Source organism: Fulvivirga sp. (genome assembly GCF_040220315.1).
GTDB lineage: Bacteria > Bacteroidota > Bacteroidia > Cytophagales > Cyclobacteriaceae > Fulvivirga.
On the sequence record NZ_JAVJUY010000206.1, the window covers coordinates 1 to 17520 of the forward strand.

The following is a 17520-nucleotide window of genomic DNA, read 5'->3' on the forward strand; positions in this document are numbered from 1 at the left end:
GATTTTATCAGATTCTATAATCAAACGAGTTGAGGCATTTATCGATCAGCAGGAAGTTACTTTTGCTCCTTTAAAAAATGAAATTAAGGATCACATTATTAGCGATATTGAGAATCGTATCATAAAAGGTGATAAAGAAGAGGATGCATTGATTGCTGTGCTAGGGGAGATTCCTGAAAATCATCTTTATTCCATCCAAACTGAAACTTTAGCCACAATAAGTACTAAAATCCACTTATCAAGCCTTTTAAGTTATGTTTCTTTGTTTTGCTTTGGTTTATCTGTGATTTTTAAGTTACTACATCTTCCGCTGACTACTATTTTGCTAACAAGTGGAGTTATTTTTGCCGGTTTATCATTCTTTATCGGAGGAATATCGGGTGCTCGAATGCATAGAAGTAAAAAAGGTACATTGCTGTTATACCTTACGATGGTGCTTATTCTAGGTTTTTTATTTTCATGGTTACTTCAAGTATTGTCGCTGCCTGGTGGAAGCCCTTTACTTGTACTATCAATACTTGGCATGTCGATCATTTTTCCATTTATGGCCGTCCAATTTCAATACAAACGAATGGAAGATAATCTTATAACCTACTTGCATGCTTCTTATACTAAAAACATCGAACTATTTATTATCATTTTAATGGGAATGGGAGCATTATTAGTTGGAGGGGCTAAGTTTTTCAACTTTCCACCAAGCATAGCCTTTGTGATAGTAATTTTGGCCATTTGCGGTAGTGGATTTCATTTCTTCTTTCAACTGTTCAAGATTCACGAAACCAGACCTAATACGACTTTTGAAACTCTGTTAATTGTTCTCACATTTATAGTATTTATCCTACCAGCTCTAGGAACCAGATACATGGGTGTTTTTCAAGAAGGATTAGTAGGCTTGTTTTTTATACTAGCCACAATACTAAGTTATCGCAGAAGTAGTGTTAACAATGAATTTGAGTCAGTCACTTTAGTACTAATAGGATTATGTTGGACGTTTTGGACATTGGAACATTATTTCACCCTGCCTTTTTCAGTGGATATAATTATTTACAGTGCACCTTTTCTTGCTCTTTCAATTATTAGCTTGGTTGTGTTTCGGAAATCCAGATTGCTGTTTCCATTATTGCTTATCCATTTTGGAAATTTGTTACATACATTGTAAATAAAAAGCCGCTTCAATTGCTATTTATATTGAAGCGGCTCTTTTCTGTTGAATTACATTATAAAATCACCCCGAAACTAAACGCATTTAATTCTGGACCTTTATTTTCTACGAAAACTTCATTTAAGTCATAGTTAGCAAAGAAGTCTACACCTCTAAAGCCAAGTTGAACTCGCACACCGTAGCGCAGATTGTTTAAATAAAAACCATCATGGTCTTTATCACGGTTTCTATCATCTACAACCGTTTTTGTATAACTCGCTAGTTTATAACCTGCGTAACCACCGGCACCAATTCTGAAACCACCTTTGTTTTCAAATGGCTCGAAATTGCCCCATCTGTGTCTTCTGGTTCTTTTGCCATTACCCAATTTTAATACAGGCACCAAACTGGCATTTAAATAAGCTGCTGTTAGCTTACTTTTTTTAGCATCCACTTCTTCAGGTGCTTCGCTGAAGATGATAATATCATCACCTTCTTCTAGTCGGGTAGCCTCGTTTTCGAATTTCCAGTTATACCAACTTACGCCCACACCCCATTCTAAATGTAGTGGTCCTGCAACATGAGTGTCATTGATGGCATTAAGCCCAACGTACCAAGACCCCCAAGGCCGCACGGCATATAATGCATTTTCATCATTGGGAAATTCTCCATCTTCCAGCCAGTTGTTAATACCAAGGTCAATGGAAAAGTCGTGACGGGTGCCTAAATTTTTCTTACGCCATTTATCATTATCGTCATCATCTTGCGCTAATGCAGGATTGAGAATTAAAATGGATAAAAATGCAATTGTTAAAAGTTTAATAGTTTTCATTTCATTTTGAGTTTTGAATTTGACATAGTTTTCCTGTGTAGCTCTTCAGCTACGAGTTGTTATTTGTAGTTTGTTGTTATTGATTTATAAGATTATACCAAAACTGAAAGCATTTAATTTGGGCCCTTTGTCTTCAGTAAATAGTTCGTTCATATCATAGTTAAAAAACAAGTCGGTTCCTCGAAATCCCATCTGTACCCTAACACCATACCTAAAGTTGTTCAGATTAAAGTTGTCTCTTTCTTTATCCTTGTCGCCTCCCTCTAACTTTACTTTTGAATGACTTCCTAACCTAAATCCAGCATAGCCTCCTACACCCATTCTAAAGCCTCCGTACGATCTGCCGATGTTAATCTTATTCCAATCGCTCCAACTAGAGAAGTTAGAAGTTCTGCGTTCTCTTTTTTGTCCAAATTGCAACATAGGTACAGCTGTAAAATTGATGAACGAGGCGGTTAGCTTACTCTTTTTGTAATCCCTTGTAAAGTCAGGGTCTTGAATAAAAGTTGTAACTCCATCTACTTCTGTGATTCTGGTTCTATCGTCCTGGAACTTAAAGTTATACCAGCTAATACCAGGCCCCCATTCAATATAAAATCTATCTGACACTGTGGTTTGGTAAATGGAGTTAATACCTACATACCACGAGCCCCAAGGCCTGACAGCATATTGTGCATCGGATTCTTCCGGAAATTTACCGTCAGTGAGGTAGTTGTTAGTACCAATATCAAAATTGATCAGATGCCTTGTAGTTCCAGAGCCACGTTTTTTTACTTTGGTAGTGCTGCTGTAATCACCTCTCCAGCTATCGTCTTCCTTGTTTCTCCATCTGTCTTCATCATCTTTGTCTCGCCACTCATTCTCTTCCACAACAAGTGTTGTGTCTTTTTTTAGTGTTTCATTGGTATTTTCTGATACCAACACAGAATCTGACGTGAGCTTTAATTTTAAATTCTTCAATACGGCATTTAAATCATACTTTTCAAATTCCTCTAAATCTTCAGGCGAATTAATGATAAACATAAGCTTACTTTTACCTGCATTGATAATGAGCGTATCAGGCTTGTTTTGTGCTGATGTGTTTGCAGGAAAAATTAGGCAAGCCATGAAAAGCACAATAAAACATCTGAACAACTTACCTTCCCTTTTCATTCTTCTTCGAGTTCAATGCAAATAGATCATTTTTGGCTTCGCGCAATTCACTTAACCCGCTTTCTCCTTCTTTAATGTCTTTTGCTATGTTTAACAGTTGTTTCAATTTACTTTCTTTCTTTTCTTCATTTGCCGAAGCTAATACAGTCGTATTCTCCTTGGTAAATTCTTTTATATCAAAAACGATTGTGCTACTTACGTCCTGCTTTTCAGATGCTTTATTTGCAGCAGCGGTTGCATTGGATATGTCTAACGGCTCAATATTTTTTTCAGCAATTAGTTCTAATGGCCTTGTTTCTACGGGTAGAGGTGTTATTTCCTCAACTTTTTCTTCGGCTATTGGCTGCTCAACATTGCTTTTAAAATGTTCTGTTTTAATTGATGAGCTCACTGCAGCCTTTTTTTCTATTGTTTTCACAGGCGTTTCTTCCATCTTTTCGTTTGGCTCAATCACAGCCAGCAAATCATTATCTGAAATTTCTGATGAAGCATCAGTTTTTGATTCTTCTATTAATTCAGTTTTCTCTATATCCTTAGTTTGATTAGCCAGCTGTTGTTGATTTTGCTCAATTTCTGTGTGGCTGATGTAAAAGCCAATGGCAACGCCAACAAGCAATAATAAGCTGGCCGCAATTCCCAGTAACCAATACTTAGGCTTCGTACTTTTCTGAGGTAATTGAGCGTCAATAGAAGACCATAAGTCCTTAGCGGGCTGATGCTCGTAATCCTCGAGTTTATTTTTAAATAAGCTATCTAAATCTTTGTTGCTCATAGCTAGTTAATTTTGTTTTTAAGAACCGCTTCTGTTTCAAGCAGTTTTTTCTGTAATAGTGCGCGTGCTCTGCTTAGTTGAGATTTGGATGTATTTTCAGATATGCCCAATTCCTCCCCAATTTCCAGATGGCTGTAGCCTTCGATGGCATATAAGTTAAATACTGTTCTATATCCCACTGGCAGTTGTTGCACCAACTTCAATAAATCTTCTGCTTCCAGCGATGAGTCCAGCGTATTATAATCCGGCTCTTTTTCGGCAGCTTCAATATCCACTTCCAGGTACATGCTTTTATTCTTTCTTAAAAAGCCCAGCGATTCATTGACTACAATTCTCCTGATCCAACCTTCAAAGCTTCCTTCACCTTTAAACTGATCTATTTTTTTAAACACTTTAACAAAAGACTGAATGGTCAAATCTTCTGCTTCGCTCTGATCTTTCACATAGCGCAGGCAGATGGTATGCATTTTTGGTGCATACTTCTGATATAATTCATGCTGCGCCTGTCTTTCAAACTTGCGACACCCCTGAATTAATAACTCTTCTTCTGTACGGTGAATTTTCAGCTTCATTTATGTTTCTATACGCAAGATGTAATTATTGTGGATGAGGTTGCATCCAAAAATAATATTTTCTAATAATGAAGCAGTACTAAGAATTAGTTGTTATCCTCTTCTTTTAGAAGGTCTTTAACGATGTTTCTAACAGTAAGCCTAAATGCCAAATGTGTTTGATGGTCATCCATTAGCTCCCTTTGCTTGGCAAGTTTTAATCTTCTGGACGTTTCCTTGAGGTGATTGTGTATTTCAGGATAGTTAGATGTAACGGCTAATGCCTGCGGCTCAAGCTCTTCCAAATGATTTTTGGCAAGATCTTCCAGAGTCTTGGCAAGTTTGGCCTTATCTAAAATTCCGTTATCCATAGTTACTGCGAATATAATAATATTCTTGCATGAGGTTCAAATGAAAAAGGTTACAAAATGTAATATGACCAATTTCACATTTTGCAACCTTTAGGAATTGTTGTTATTGAATTCCTTAGAATCTATCAATATCGCCATTTACTTTGGCGCCACCTCTAATTTTTATTCTGCTAATAAACGATTCTTGCATAGTCACATTATCTGTAACATAGGCTTTAATACTGCTTACACCTTCAGCTTCTAATTTGGCATCTTTCACCTTAAACCCGAATGCGTCAATATTGGAAGCTCCCATGGCATCGGCTCTCATGTAATTACCTCTACCCGTTATATCTAACTCAGATGCCCCTGTGAGTTCTACAGTTAAATCATCTACAAGAATATCAGCCTTGAGCGATGATGCTCCGAGTAAATCGATTTTTAACCTTTTTAAGTTGAAGTTGCTCATGTATGCCTGTGTGGCTCCGGTAACTTCTAAATTGGTTAGCCCTGGAGTTTTAACAATAATCTTCACTGCGTCCCTATCGAGGGTGATATTGAAATCCTCATTGTAATCCAGAATTGTAATTAATACATCTTCACCATCCTGATCTACTCTGATTCTGTCTACTAAATCATCCGGGCCAACCAGATAAACGCCATATTCTGAACTTTTTTCAATGTACATGGTGTAGGCACCTTCCACTTCCAGTCGATCGAAAGGATCGAGCTTGAACGTTCTGTCATAATCTCTATTTGAGTAATCAGGGGTAGGTGCTAATTTACGTTCCTCTTCCTCGTAATCAGAATAATCCTCTTGGTAATCACGGCTTGCACTATTGGCGCAAGTGAGGCACTCCAATCCTGACGGACTAAATGTCCAAACGTTATCTTCCATATCAGAAACCCTGTAGCCATGACGATAAATTGTGTTTTCAAGGATATGACGTAAGTCTTCATCCATCATAAACTTAGCGCCATAAGGCACATATAGTGTCATGTTTAACCGCTGTGCTCTGAAATTAGCATGTCTGTTAAACTTGAAATTGGAATCGAAATACAAAATAGAATCTTGTTGCTCTACTTTGTAGCTAACCATTTTGGCATTTTCTTCGGCATCAGACCTGGATCTTCCCTGAGCTTCAAATACCTGCTCTAATCTGTATTCCGGCCCAGCATGGCCACGAATTTTAAGGCTTGTCATTTGATACTCGTCATAACCATACCTATTAAGTTTTAATACTGCTGTTTTAGCAGCCAGATCATAGGTTTCTGTCTTTTTATGTTCCCCATCCTCACTAAAATTGAAAACAATCATAGGCACGTTTATAGCAAGTACAATCAAACTCACAACAAAAGCTGCAAAGAGAGTCCAGCCGGTGTTAGCGCTAAACGTAATTCTTTTTGCAATTATGGAGGAACCTAACAACACCATAAAGAAGAAAGGGATAACAGAAGCGGCTACAGCAGCAGCTATTGTCCAGCCCGGTATGCCGTTAGTCATAGTTTCTAGTGGTATGCCCAAGTCACCCATGTGAAAGAATGAAATATCTGCCATCTCTGAACTAAATATTCCTATGATGGCTCCAAGAGCAATAACCAATGAAATGATTGAAACAATACCGGTTAATACCAAAGCAGCTCCAATGATGATCCTTACCATATCCACAAATAGTCTTGCAAAAGGACCGAGAATTTTGCCGATAGCCTCGATGATTAGTGCAACCAATCTGAAAGGGAATAAAAGAAGTTTTACAAAAATACCTTCGTCTTCATCTTCTTTTACATTCAAGTTTTGCTTGATATTACTTTCGATGTTTGATAGAGTAACTGGGTCTCCTTTCATCTGTACTTTGTCGCTCACACTTTTAGCTTCAGGTAGTACTATCCAAAGGAGTATGTAGGTGAGCAGACCAAAACCGCCTATCAAGAGCGAGATCACAAAAATTACTCGAATGATCACCACATCAACACCAAAGTAATTAGCCACCCCAGATGACACTCCGGCAATCACTTTCGATTCACCATCACGAAACATCTTTTTAAGTTTTTTATCGCCAGGCAAGTCTTTGTTTCCAGGTACTACTGCCCACATGACCAGGTAGACTGGTATTAATATACCACCCGTACCTATTAAAATGATGAAGAAGAGTAACCGAATCCAAAGGGGATCTATATTAAAATAGTGAGCTATTCCTGCACAAACCCCGGCCAAAATCCTTCTCTTTTCGTCCCGGTATAATTTTTTAGAGCCACTTTCTTCAAAGCTTCTTTCACCAGTATGCTTTTCTTCTGATGCTTTTTCTTCAAAATCTTCTTCTATTGACTGAAAATCTTTGATGCTACCCATGGTAGATTTCAGACTTTCTACATCTTCCAGTGTAATAACCTGCTTATCATCATTCAGCTTCGAAAGGAAGATTTCGGCAATCCTGCCTTCGATATCTGAGATGATTTCCTGACTATCATTAAAGGTTGAAAAATACCTATTAATACTATCCAGATAATCCTTTAACTGATCAAAGGCATCTTCTTCGATGTGAAAAATGATTCCGCTTATATTTATACTTATGTTCTTTTTCATGTCTGATATAATTTATAGAGTGGTGGTATTTACTTACTTTTTTTTGAAGATTTAATTCTCTTCGTTGACTCCACCAGGTCTTTCCATGTATTATCTAAGTGTTTTAAGAAATCATTACCCTCATTTGTTAAGGTATAGTATTTACGGGGCGGCCCGCCAGTTGATTCTACCCATTTATATTCTACCAAGCCCGCTTTGCGCAGCCTGGTAAGTAATGGGTACAAAGTGCCTTCCACCACCATAATTTTAACAGACGTTAATTCTTCCAGCATATCTGAAGCATATACTTCACCCCGAGAAATGATATTTAATATGCAATACTCCAGAATACCTTTCCTCATTTGTACTTGTGTATTTTCCAGGTTCATATAGTTATTTTTTTGTAAGCCCGAAGGCTGAGTTTTTGACCTTTGGTTAGTGTATACGGAAAAGTACTATGTATGGCCAAGTACTAAGTAAAAAATATTAGCTTGCATGCAATATTCATATTAAAGTATTATAAAAAGTTAGAAAAGATCAATAAATAGACTTTTTTAGGGAGTTTACCTATTTGGTTTAGCAGGAATAAAATGAAAGAATTACGCCATTTGGATACTTAATTAGGGAAGGCATTCGATATATTTACAAGATACTAAAACCTTAAACGTGAAGCGTTTTACTTTCATAATACTATTATTCATTTGTATTGGTTTTGTGGCCGAAGCTCAGCGTGCCCCCAAATACAGCAATGAGTTTTTATCCATTGGTGTTGGTGCGCGGGCATTGGGTATGTTTGGATCACAAACGGCTATTGCAGATGATGTAACTGCTGGTTACTGGAATCCTGCTGGTTTGGTTGACTTGTCTTCGACCTATCAAGGCTCATTAATGCATGCCGAGTATTTTGCTGGTATTGCAAAATATGATTACGCAGGGTTTGCCACGAAAATAGATTCCTCAAGTGCACTGGCAGTTTCAATGATACGATTTGCTGTTGATGACATACCAGATACGCGTTTTTTATATGATGCTAACGGGGCGATAAATTATGATAACATTCGGTTTTTCTCTGCTGCGGATTATGCCTTTCTCATTTCTTATGCAAGAAAGATCAACTTCTTAGAAGGTCTTAAAGTAGGGGGTAATTTTAAGGTAATACACCGTGTGGCAGGAGATTTTGCCACTGCCTGGGGCTTTGGTCTGGATGTAGGCGCTCAGTTAAAAGTTAAAAGCTGGCAATTTGGATTAATGTTTAGAGATGTGACAGGAACGTTTAATGCGTGGAATCATAATACAACATTGGTAGAAGATGTTTATTTGCAAACAGGTAACGATATTCCAGAGAATTCTATTGAAGTAACATTGCCAAAAATGATCATTGGAATTGCTCGTTATCAAAAAATTAAAGAAAAATTCGGAGTACTTGCCTCACTTGATTTGGCCAACACATTTGATGGTGAACGTAATGTATTGATTCGATCGGAGGTCATTTCATTAGATCCAAGCCTGGGTCTTGAGTTTGACTACTTGAAATCGTTTTTCATTCGTTTTGGTGCCGGCAATATTCAGGAAATTAAAAACTTTGATGGCTCTACCTATACAACAGTGCAGCCAAATTTTGGATTAGGCATAAAAATAAAGCAAGTACAGCTTGATTATGCATTAACGGATATTGGAGATCAATCAGCCTCATTATATAGTCATGTTTTTTCACTTAAAGCTTCTTTTGATAAATGATTGAAAGGATGTGGAGGCGTGGAATGGTATTAATTTTTTGTCTGATTAACTGGATAAATGTTAATGGTCAGTCTTATTGAATTGAGTGGATATATTTTAACAAATCCTATTATCGGGTTTCGCTGGCTGAAGATGGAATTTACAGATTAACTTTTGCCGACTTGCAAAATGCTGGCTTTCCTGTAACGACAGTGGACCCCAGACGTTTGCAACTCTTTTATAAAGGACAGGAACAGGCAATTTTTGTTAATGGACAGGGAGATGCCGTATTTAATACAACTGATTTTATTGAGTTTTTTGGTGAGGCCAATTATGGCGAAAATGATGCAAGACTTTACCAACCTGAAAGCGCACAGCCGCATTCTTACTATAGTATTTATACAGATACTTCTTCCTATTTTTTAACGTATAACCTCACTCCAGTGAATGGTAAGAGAATGACTTCTTACTCTGAAAATAATACGGGAGGTTTACCAGCATTAACATCAGAAAATGAACAGATTTTACAGATTAATGCTACCACCTATTCTCCAGGTCAAGGTTATTCAGCAGAAGAATTCACACGTTATACATTTTTTGATATTGGTGAAGGCTGGACCAGCGCAGCTATTCAGGAAAACCAAAATGCCGATTTTGTTCTGTCAGGAATCAATGATCAGCAGGTGAGCGATGGAGTACCCAGATTAGAATTATTGCTTGTTGGTAGAGACAACTTATCACATAATGTTAGTATAAGTGTTGGGCCAAATTCTTCTTCATTAAGGAGTTTGGGGTCTGTACAGTTTGAAAATTACAATACGCAATTATTTACTTCTAATTTACTGTGGTCGGATATTTCTGCTGCAGGTTCTCTTACTGTTCGTGTTTCGGCATTAGGCGTTTCAGGTGGCAATGATTTGATGAGCACTTCTTATTTAAAGCTTGATTACCCGAGACAGTTTGATATGAATTCTGTTCCAAGTGAGCTTTTTACACTTCCGATACAGGCATCCAATAAATCTTATATTGAAATAGTCAATAGCCCTGCTCAAACTCAACTTTACGATGTAACAGATGTCAATAATGTTGTACGAGTAGGCAGTAATACTATTGGTGGAGGAATAAGTGCAATAATAAATGGCACTTTATCAGAAAGAAAAATTTGGGCGAACGGTGCCACATTCAAAACCCCTGTAATTAGACGATCTAATTTCAGGGATATTGACCCATCAAATCATAATTATTTGATTATCAGTCATAAGAGGTTAATGCAACCGGCCTCGGGCTCTTCTAATCCGGTTAAGTCATTTGCCGGATACAGATCCTCAACTGCCGGAGGCGATTACGATACATTGGTGGTTGACATTCAATTGCTTTTTAATCAGTTTAATTATGGAATCAGCAGCCCATTAGCCATTTATGATTTTATGCGCTTTATGGTAGATAATGGCAGTCCTGAATTCTTATTTATAATAGGTAAGGGGCTAGGGCCATCACTTAACTTTTATCGTAACCCTGCAGGTGTTATAAATATCACCCAGTCGGGCGTTAGCTATCAAATCAGAGATCTTGTGCCATCAGCTGGCACCCCGGGTTCTGACATGGTATTTACTGCGGGGCTAGGAGCAACCATTTATGAACCAGCAGTGCCTGTAGGAAGGTTACCTGCACGTAGCTCTGATCAGGTAATGAATTACCTGAATAAGGTAATTGAAATGGAATCCACTCCGTTTGATGACTTGTGGCGTAAAAACATTTTGCATCTGAGTGGAGGAATTTCAGAGGCTGAATTAGTCAATTTCAGAGGGTTTATGGATGGATTTGAAGCCGTAGCTGAAGATGTTTTTCTAGGGGGTGATGTGCGTACGATTGCAAAAACATCGGGCAGCACAATTGAACTCATTAATGTTGCTGATGAAGTAAATGAAGGATTAAATCTCATTACCTTTTACGGACATAGTGCACCTGGCATTATTGATATTGATATTGGTTTTGTTACGGACCCAACGCTAGGATATAATAATACGGGTAGATATCCATTCTTTTTGATTAATGGTTGTAATGCAGGACAATTTTTTAATGCATCAGTTACGTTTGGAGAAGACTGGATACTTGCAGAAAACAAGGGTGCATTAGGTTTTATTGCGCACAGTTCCTTTGGGTTTGTCAGTAATTTGAAACGTTATTCCGATTTCTTTTATGAAATAGGTTTTGGAGATTCTGTTTTTGTAAGTAAGCCTATAGCTGAAGTGCAGCAAGAAGTGGCTCGCTCTTACATGGCTGAGAGTGCTATATCGGAAAATAATATAACACAGGTACAACAAATGGTACTATTAGGCGATCCGGCAATTAAACTTTTTGGTCCTGAGGTACCGGATTATGCCATAACTGAGAATGATATTAGTGTTGAAGCATTTAATAACGAGGTACTCACAGCAAGTTTAGATTCTTTTGCCGTGAAACTAACGGTTAGAAATTTTGGAAGAACGCGAAATGATTCGATCAAGGTTTCAATAAGCCGGACACTATCCAACAATAGTATAATCAATTATGATTCAATTTTTCCTAGTGTTAAGTATCTGGATACGCTTATTTTTTGCATAAAGAATAACGGGGAAAATGGATTTGGCAATAACACTTTTTCCGTTCTGTTAGACAGTGATTTTACTATTCCGGAATTAGACGAGAATAATAATTCTGCATCTGTAGATGCTTTCATTCCGCTTTTCGGGACTAGTAATTTATACCCCATAAATTACGCGATTGTCAATGAACAGCCTGTACAATTTATAGCACAGTCTTCTGATTTGTTAGAAGGTACACGTGAATTTCTATTTCAGCTGGATACTACTGCCAACTTTAATAGCCCTTTTTTGAAATCAACCACTGTAAACGCAAAATTAATTGCCAGGTGGAATACAGACCTTTTGCCAAATGTGCCAGCTAATGATAGCATTGTCTATTATTGGCGAACAAAATTTTCTAATGCCCAAAGTGGTGAAAGTGAAGAATGGGTGGAGAGCTCATTCATTTTTATAAACCAAGGACAGGAGGGGTGGTCTCAATCGGAGTTTCCACAGCTCAAATCTAATGTGTTTAACGGGTTAGAGGTAGATATAGCAAATGAAGAAATTGAATATCTTAAAACTATCAGGGATTTAAGCATCATCACTTTTGGGTCAGATACTGCAACCAATGTCGATGTTTCTGTTCGCATCAACAATTTGGAATACAATATCGATAATCAAAAGAGGTGTAGGAACAATACGGTGAATTTGATTGCCTTTAATAAAAATGATGCTATACCTTATGCCGCTGTACCATTAATATTTCAGGATAACCGAACATGTGGAAGAACGCCACAAGTAATCAACAGCTTTACTTTTGCGGAATTAGAATCTGGTAGCAATGATATTACTGACTACATCGATAATGTGAATGATGGAGATAGTGTAGTGCTTTATACCATTGGAAATCCGATGCCACAATCATGGTCTGCTAATGTTTTGTCTAAATTGGAAGAAATTGGCGCTTCTTCGGCAAATATAACTTCGCTTCAAAGTGGAGAACCATATATCCTTTATGGTAAAAAAGGTAGTGCAATAGGTAGTGCAACGGAGTTTAAAACATCAGAAACACCGGCATCGGAGCAACAATTAACCGTTAATTTAACCGTTACTGGTATCCAATCTTCAGGTAATGTTTTATCTGGATTAATTGGCCCGGCCAATAATTGGAATTCGATTGAATTTAGAGCCATAAATGAGCTATCCGATAATTTTGACCTGGATGTGATAGGTGTAGATTTAAACCGAAATGAAACAGTATTACTCTCCGGAACCACGGTCTTTCCTATTGATATTTCAACTATCAGTGCGGCTGAATACCCTTTTCTAAGGTTGCGGTTTAATAATTCTGACAATCAGAACCTTACACCTCCAACAATTAATAAATGGCAGGTAATATACACACCTGTTGCAGAAGGTATATTGGTTGCTGAAACACCAAATTTTGATGTTCTTAATGTACAAGAAGGCCAACCAGTACAACGCGAGTATAAATTTGTAAATATTTCTAACCACTCTTTTTTGGATTCTTTGCAGGTAAGACAAGAAGTATTTACCAGGTCTTTCAGTCAGAATGCAATTAAAACTTTCAATATATTTTCTCCAGAACCGGGGGATACAACTTCATTTAGTACTGCAGTGGTAACACGGGGCAAAGTGGGCACAAATGATTATAAGATCAGTGTTAATCCAAGAGTTGAGCCTGAACAGTATTATGATAATAATATTCTTGATTTAAGGAGCAACATACTAGTGGCTGAAGATGAAATTGATCCTTTATTAGATGTGTTATTTGACGGAAGATATATATTGAATGGTGATATCGTTTCGCCTACGCCACAAATTACTATCAGACTGAAAGATGAGAATCCTTACATACAGGTATCTGATACAACAGCCATGCAGATATTTATTAAAAAAGAGTGCGAAACCTGCAATTTTAGCAGGGTGCCATTTTCATCAAATCAAATTAATTGGACTGCCGCAACGGCAGAAGAAGACTTTAAAGTAGAATACAGGCCAAATAGGTTGGAAGACGGTACGTATACGTTACGAGTGGAAGCCATGGATGAAGCCGGTAACTTAAGCGGAGAAGAGCCCTACCTTATTTCATTTGAGGTGATTAATGAATCAACAGTAACTAACTTTTACCCGTACCCAAACCCGTTTTCTACAAGTACGCGTTTTGTTTTTACACTAACAGGATCAGACATACCTAATGAGATCATTATACAAATAATGACAGTGACAGGCAAGGTGGTCAGGGAAATCACTCAAGATGAAATAGGGCCGATTTTTATTGGTAATAACTTAACGGATTACGCCTGGGATGGCCGGGATGAATTTGGAGATCAACTGGCTAATGGTGTTTATCTCTATCGTGTTTTTATCAAAAAAGGTGGTGAAGCTGTTAAGCAAAGAAGTACATCAGCCGACAAGGCATTTAAAAATGGATTTGGTAAATTGTATATTTTAAGATAATCAAGTTCAAATCCCCCTAAATAGGTGAGAATGCTCTATTGAAATCTTCCGATGTTGGCACCAAGTTAATGGTTAAGAAATTCGCATTTATATTGATTCTAAGTATCTCTGGTAAAATAGAAGGGCTCACACAGTCGTACAATTTTATAAATTATGATATTAGCGATGGGTTGGCTCACGACCGTGTGACAGATATCTGTGAAGACCAGTTTGGAAATTTATGGCTGGCAACGGCAGGAGGTGGACTTTCCAAATTCAATGGAATAACTTTTGAGAATTATACGATAAAAAATGGACTAGAAAGTAATTATGTTCGAGATATCCTTAATGATAAAAGAGGCAATATTTGGGCGGCTACCGCAGAAGGGATTTCGAAACTAGATGGTTTTCATATCAAAAATTTTCATTCAGATACGACTAAAACTACTGATAATAGCATTAATGTAATTTTTGAAGCAACAGATGGTGATATTTATTTTTCTGCACCAGGGGGTGGGTTGGGTAAAATAGATATCAATGATTCGATAGCTATTCTCGACATTAAGGGTTTAATTCCTACTGATAGAATAATTGATATAGATGAAGATAGTGAAGGTAATATCTGGTTTGTATCTGCTATTAGAGGTTTATATAAACTTGAAGCCAACAAGGCCATGCTTATGTTAGATAATTCCGTTTTTAAAGGCTACCTACTATCTATTGAGCAAGATACCAACGATCAATTTTGGGTAGGTACAAATAAGGGGTTATTAAAATATAACGCTCAAAATATTGCTTCAGATAGTTTATTGCTTGAAAATGTTTTTGTAAAAGCTATGGAGTCAATTGATTCAACAACTTATTGGTTGGTTACTGCAACAGGGGCAATTAAAGTTGTGGGAGAAGATAATTTTTCTTTTGGTCAACGAGAAGGATTGACAAATAAAGGAATTACATCCATTATACAGGATAGAGAAGGTACAGTTTGGTTTGGGTCTGATGGAGATGGGCTATTTAAATTAGCCACTGAATCTTTTTTGTTTTTTGGAGAAGAACATGGCCTCACTAACTTGCCAATAACAACAATAATAACGGATTCGGAAGGAGATATTTGGTTAGGGTCGTTTGGAAATGGTCTATCTACTTATAATGGAAAAAGCTTCACGGACATTAATCAAAACGGAGCGTTAAATTACATAACATGTAGCACAAAAGGTACTGATGGTACACTATGGTTTGGTACAAGAAGCTCTGGTATCTATGAATACAAAAACAAAACATTTAAAAACTACACTACTGCTGATGGACTTGTTTATGATGCCACCAGGCAACTTTATATAGACAAAAATTCAAATTTATGGATTGGTGCTGTAAATGGCTTAAGCAAATATGATGGTACTCGATTTATAAATTTCACTAAACAGAATGGTCTTGCTGACAACGTTATTTGGGGTATTTCAGAATATAAAGAAGATGGAGTGTTAATCGTTACAAGATCAGGTTTTCATGTGTATAAAAATGATAGTATTGAGAACTTGAAATTGCCTGTAACCCTGTTTGATAATCGAATAAATACAGCGATATATTCTGAAAAAGAAGTGTTATGGATAGGCTATTCGGGTCACGGGGTTGCAAGGATTGCTGGTGATTCAATTAATTATTATACAACATCTGATGGTCTAAGTTCTGATCTTATTTATAGCATCATTGAGCATGATGGTGATTTACTTATAGGAAATGAACGAGGTGTAGATCGCATTGTGCTAAATGAAAAAAGTGAAGTAAAAAGAATTAAAAAGTACGGCAGGGTGGAAGGCTTTAAAGATCTACAAACTACCTACGGGGCGGTATTAAAGGAAGGTGATAAAAGGGTGTGGTATGGAAATGATAAAGGGGTGTTTCTTTATAATTCAATCAATGAAAAGGTCAATAAAGTTGAGCCTCTTGTATACATCAAAGACTTTAATCTTGTCTATGAAAATAACAACCTGGAAGATTACCGTATGAAATTAAAAAGCTGGTTGCATATTCCTGAAAATGTCGAGCTTAATTACTCAGATAATAATATCGTGATCGAATATTTTGGTTCTAGTCTGCGTAATCCTTATGAAGTAAAATATAAATATAGATTAATTGGTTTGGAAGGAGGAAAGTGGTCTGAAAGTACTTCTAGACGAGAAGTAGTATATACTAATCTTAAACCAAATGAATACAAGTTTGAAGTGATAGCGTCAAACAGTGACGGGGTATGGTCAGCAAATCCTGCTGTGTATAAATTTGTGATAACACCACCTATCTGGCAACGTTGGTGGTTTTATGTCTTATCTGCTGCGTTAGTAGCCGGCTTATTTAAAACATTTTATGATTATCGTGTGAGGGTGAAGCTAAATAAATTCCTGACTTTAGAAAAAATTCGTAATGAAGAGCAGCAAAAAGTACGGAAGCGAATGGCACGTGATTTTCACGATAATCTTGGCAACCAGTTGGCCAGTATTTCAGTCTATGTGAATCTTATAAACCTGAAATTAAAAAGTAAATCTGAAGAGATTGACAGTTTGCTAACCAATATTCAAAAGCACACCAATAGTCTGTTTTCTGGTACAAAAGACTTTATATGGACAATGGATCCTGACAGCGATGAGCTTAATGAAATATATACTTACATCAAGGACTTTGGTGAGGATCTCTTTGAAAAATCCCCAATAAATTTTTACGCCAGTGCAGATGGATTAACTAATTCAAAAATACCATTGCCAAGTGGGTGGAGTAGACAATTGGTACTAATATTTAAAGAAGCGATGACTAATGTACTCAAGCACTCCGGTGCCAGCAAAGTAGAGCTGTCATTAACAAGTATTGGCGATGCTTTCGAGATCATTTTGCAAGACAATGGTTCAGGAATAAAAGAAGGTGTTAAAAAGGGCATGGGTATGAAAAGTATGAAAAACAGGGCTAAAGAAATAAATTCTACGTTAGAAGTAGAAAGTAATAATAACGGAACAAAAATCAGATTCAGAACTCAGGTAAATGTTGTTAATTAAAATTATGTACAAATGAGTTATTATAAGTCAAGAATTGTAATTGTTGAAGATAATGATGCAGTAAGGGATGGCTTTTCGCTGATTATTAATAGTGTGAGTAATTACTACGTAGTAAATACGTACACGAATGCGGAAGATGCGATTAAAAAGATAAAGTCTGATAATCCGGATGTAGTTTTAATGGATTTAGAGCTACCCGGTATGAATGGGATAGAAGCCATTTCCATTATGAAAAAGAGTCATCCGAATGTGGAATTCATTGTAAATACAATTTATGAAAACAGCGATTTGGTGTTTCAGGCCTTAGTGTCAGGTGCTTCAGGCTATATCACCAAGAATACTAATCATTCCGAGCTTTTAGATGCTATAGATGAG

At 37.0% G+C, this 17520-nt stretch carries 12 protein-coding genes; 5 read left to right on the forward strand and 7 right to left on the reverse strand.

Annotated features, from left to right (window positions below; genetic code table 11):
• Positions 1-1159 (forward strand): hypothetical protein (locus RLO81_RS10125; RefSeq protein WP_350110929.1); only part of this gene is annotated, 1159 nt, incomplete at its 5' end.
• A gap of 58 nt (positions 1160-1217) precedes the next feature.
• On the opposite strand, the gene RLO81_RS10130 is transcribed toward RLO81_RS10125, so the two are convergent.
• The 7 genes from RLO81_RS10130 to RLO81_RS10160 all read right to left on the reverse strand — a co-directional run bounded on the left by RLO81_RS10130 (position 1218) and on the right by RLO81_RS10160 (position 7750).
• Positions 1218-1973, reverse strand: a complete 756-nt coding sequence (locus RLO81_RS10130; RefSeq protein ID WP_350110932.1) for a hypothetical protein — start codon at positions 1971-1973, stop codon at positions 1218-1220.
• Between the two features lie 84 nt (positions 1974-2057).
• Entirely contained in the window at positions 2058-3125 is a 1068-nt protein-coding gene (locus tag RLO81_RS10135; protein WP_350110935.1) for a hypothetical protein, read from the reverse strand.
• The gene (locus RLO81_RS10140; RefSeq protein ID WP_350110937.1) at positions 3109-3897 is read right to left on the reverse strand and encodes a hypothetical protein; all 789 of its coding nucleotides are present in this window, start codon (positions 3895-3897) and stop codon (positions 3109-3111) included. The genes RLO81_RS10135 and RLO81_RS10140 overlap by 17 nt, the downstream gene beginning before the upstream one ends.
• A 2-nt stretch (positions 3898-3899) precedes the next feature.
• Positions 3900-4469 carry an RNA polymerase sigma factor gene (locus RLO81_RS10145; protein WP_350110940.1) on the reverse strand — a complete coding sequence of 190 codons (570 nt, stop codon included), beginning with the start codon at positions 4467-4469 and terminating at the stop codon, positions 3900-3902.
• 86 nt (positions 4470-4555) lie between these two features.
• Positions 4556-4819 carry a hypothetical protein gene (locus RLO81_RS10150; protein ID WP_350110943.1) on the reverse strand — a complete coding sequence of 88 codons (264 nt, stop codon included), beginning with the start codon at positions 4817-4819 and terminating at the stop codon, positions 4556-4558.
• Between the two features lie 115 nt (positions 4820-4934).
• A complete protein-coding gene (locus tag RLO81_RS10155) occupies positions 4935-7382 on the reverse strand; it encodes a PspC domain-containing protein (RefSeq protein ID WP_350110946.1) in 2448 nt (815 codons plus the stop codon).
• Positions 7383-7411: 29 nt separating this feature from the next.
• A complete protein-coding gene (locus RLO81_RS10160) occupies positions 7412-7750 on the reverse strand; it encodes a PadR family transcriptional regulator (protein WP_350110949.1) in 339 nt (112 codons plus the stop codon).
• 277 nt (positions 7751-8027) lie between these two features.
• On the opposite strand from RLO81_RS10160, the gene RLO81_RS10165 reads away from it, so the two are divergent.
• The 4 genes from RLO81_RS10165 to RLO81_RS10180 form a co-directional block, all read left to right on the forward strand.
• The gene (locus tag RLO81_RS10165) at positions 8028-9098 is read left to right on the forward strand and encodes a putative type IX sorting system protein PorV2 (protein ID WP_350110952.1); all 1071 of its coding nucleotides are present in this window, start codon (positions 8028-8030) and stop codon (positions 9096-9098) included.
• A gap of 89 nt (positions 9099-9187) precedes the next feature.
• Positions 9188-14125 (forward strand): putative type IX secretion system sortase PorU2, encoded by a 4938-nt coding sequence (porU2, locus tag RLO81_RS10170; RefSeq protein ID WP_502880447.1) that lies wholly within the window; start codon positions 9188-9190, stop codon positions 14123-14125.
• Between the two features lie 68 nt (positions 14126-14193).
• Positions 14194-17145, forward strand: coding sequence for a ligand-binding sensor domain-containing protein (locus RLO81_RS10175; RefSeq protein WP_350110958.1), 2952 nt, complete (start codon positions 14194-14196; stop codon positions 17143-17145).
• Positions 17146-17157: 12 nt separating this feature from the next.
• The coding region (locus RLO81_RS10180; protein WP_350110961.1) for a response regulator at positions 17158-17520 on the forward strand (363 nt) is incomplete at its 3' end.

Bases quoted from the DNA above. Each gene is read 5' to 3' on its own strand.
- RLO81_RS10130 (WP_350110932.1), bottom strand. From the start codon at position 1,973: ATGAAAACTATTAAACTTTTAACAATTGCATTTTTATCCATTTTAATT.
- RLO81_RS10135 (WP_350110935.1), bottom strand. From the start codon at position 3,125: ATGAAAAGGGAAGGTAAGTTGTTCAGATGTTTTATTGTGCTTTTCATG.
- RLO81_RS10140 (WP_350110937.1), bottom strand. From the start codon at position 3,897: ATGAGCAACAAAGATTTAGATAGCTTATTTAAAAATAAACTCGAGGAT.
- RLO81_RS10145 (WP_350110940.1), bottom strand. From the start codon at position 4,469: ATGAAGCTGAAAATTCACCGTACAGAAGAAGAGTTATTAATTCAGGGG.
- RLO81_RS10150 (WP_350110943.1), bottom strand. From the start codon at position 4,819: ATGGATAACGGAATTTTAGATAAGGCCAAACTTGCCAAGACTCTGGAA.
- RLO81_RS10155 (WP_350110946.1), bottom strand. From the start codon at position 7,382: ATGAAAAAGAACATAAGTATAAATATAAGCGGAATCATTTTTCACATC.
- RLO81_RS10160 (WP_350110949.1), bottom strand. From the start codon at position 7,750: ATGAACCTGGAAAATACACAAGTACAAATGAGGAAAGGTATTCTGGAG.
- RLO81_RS10175 (WP_350110958.1), top strand. From the start codon at position 14,194: ATGGTTAAGAAATTCGCATTTATATTGATTCTAAGTATCTCTGGTAAA.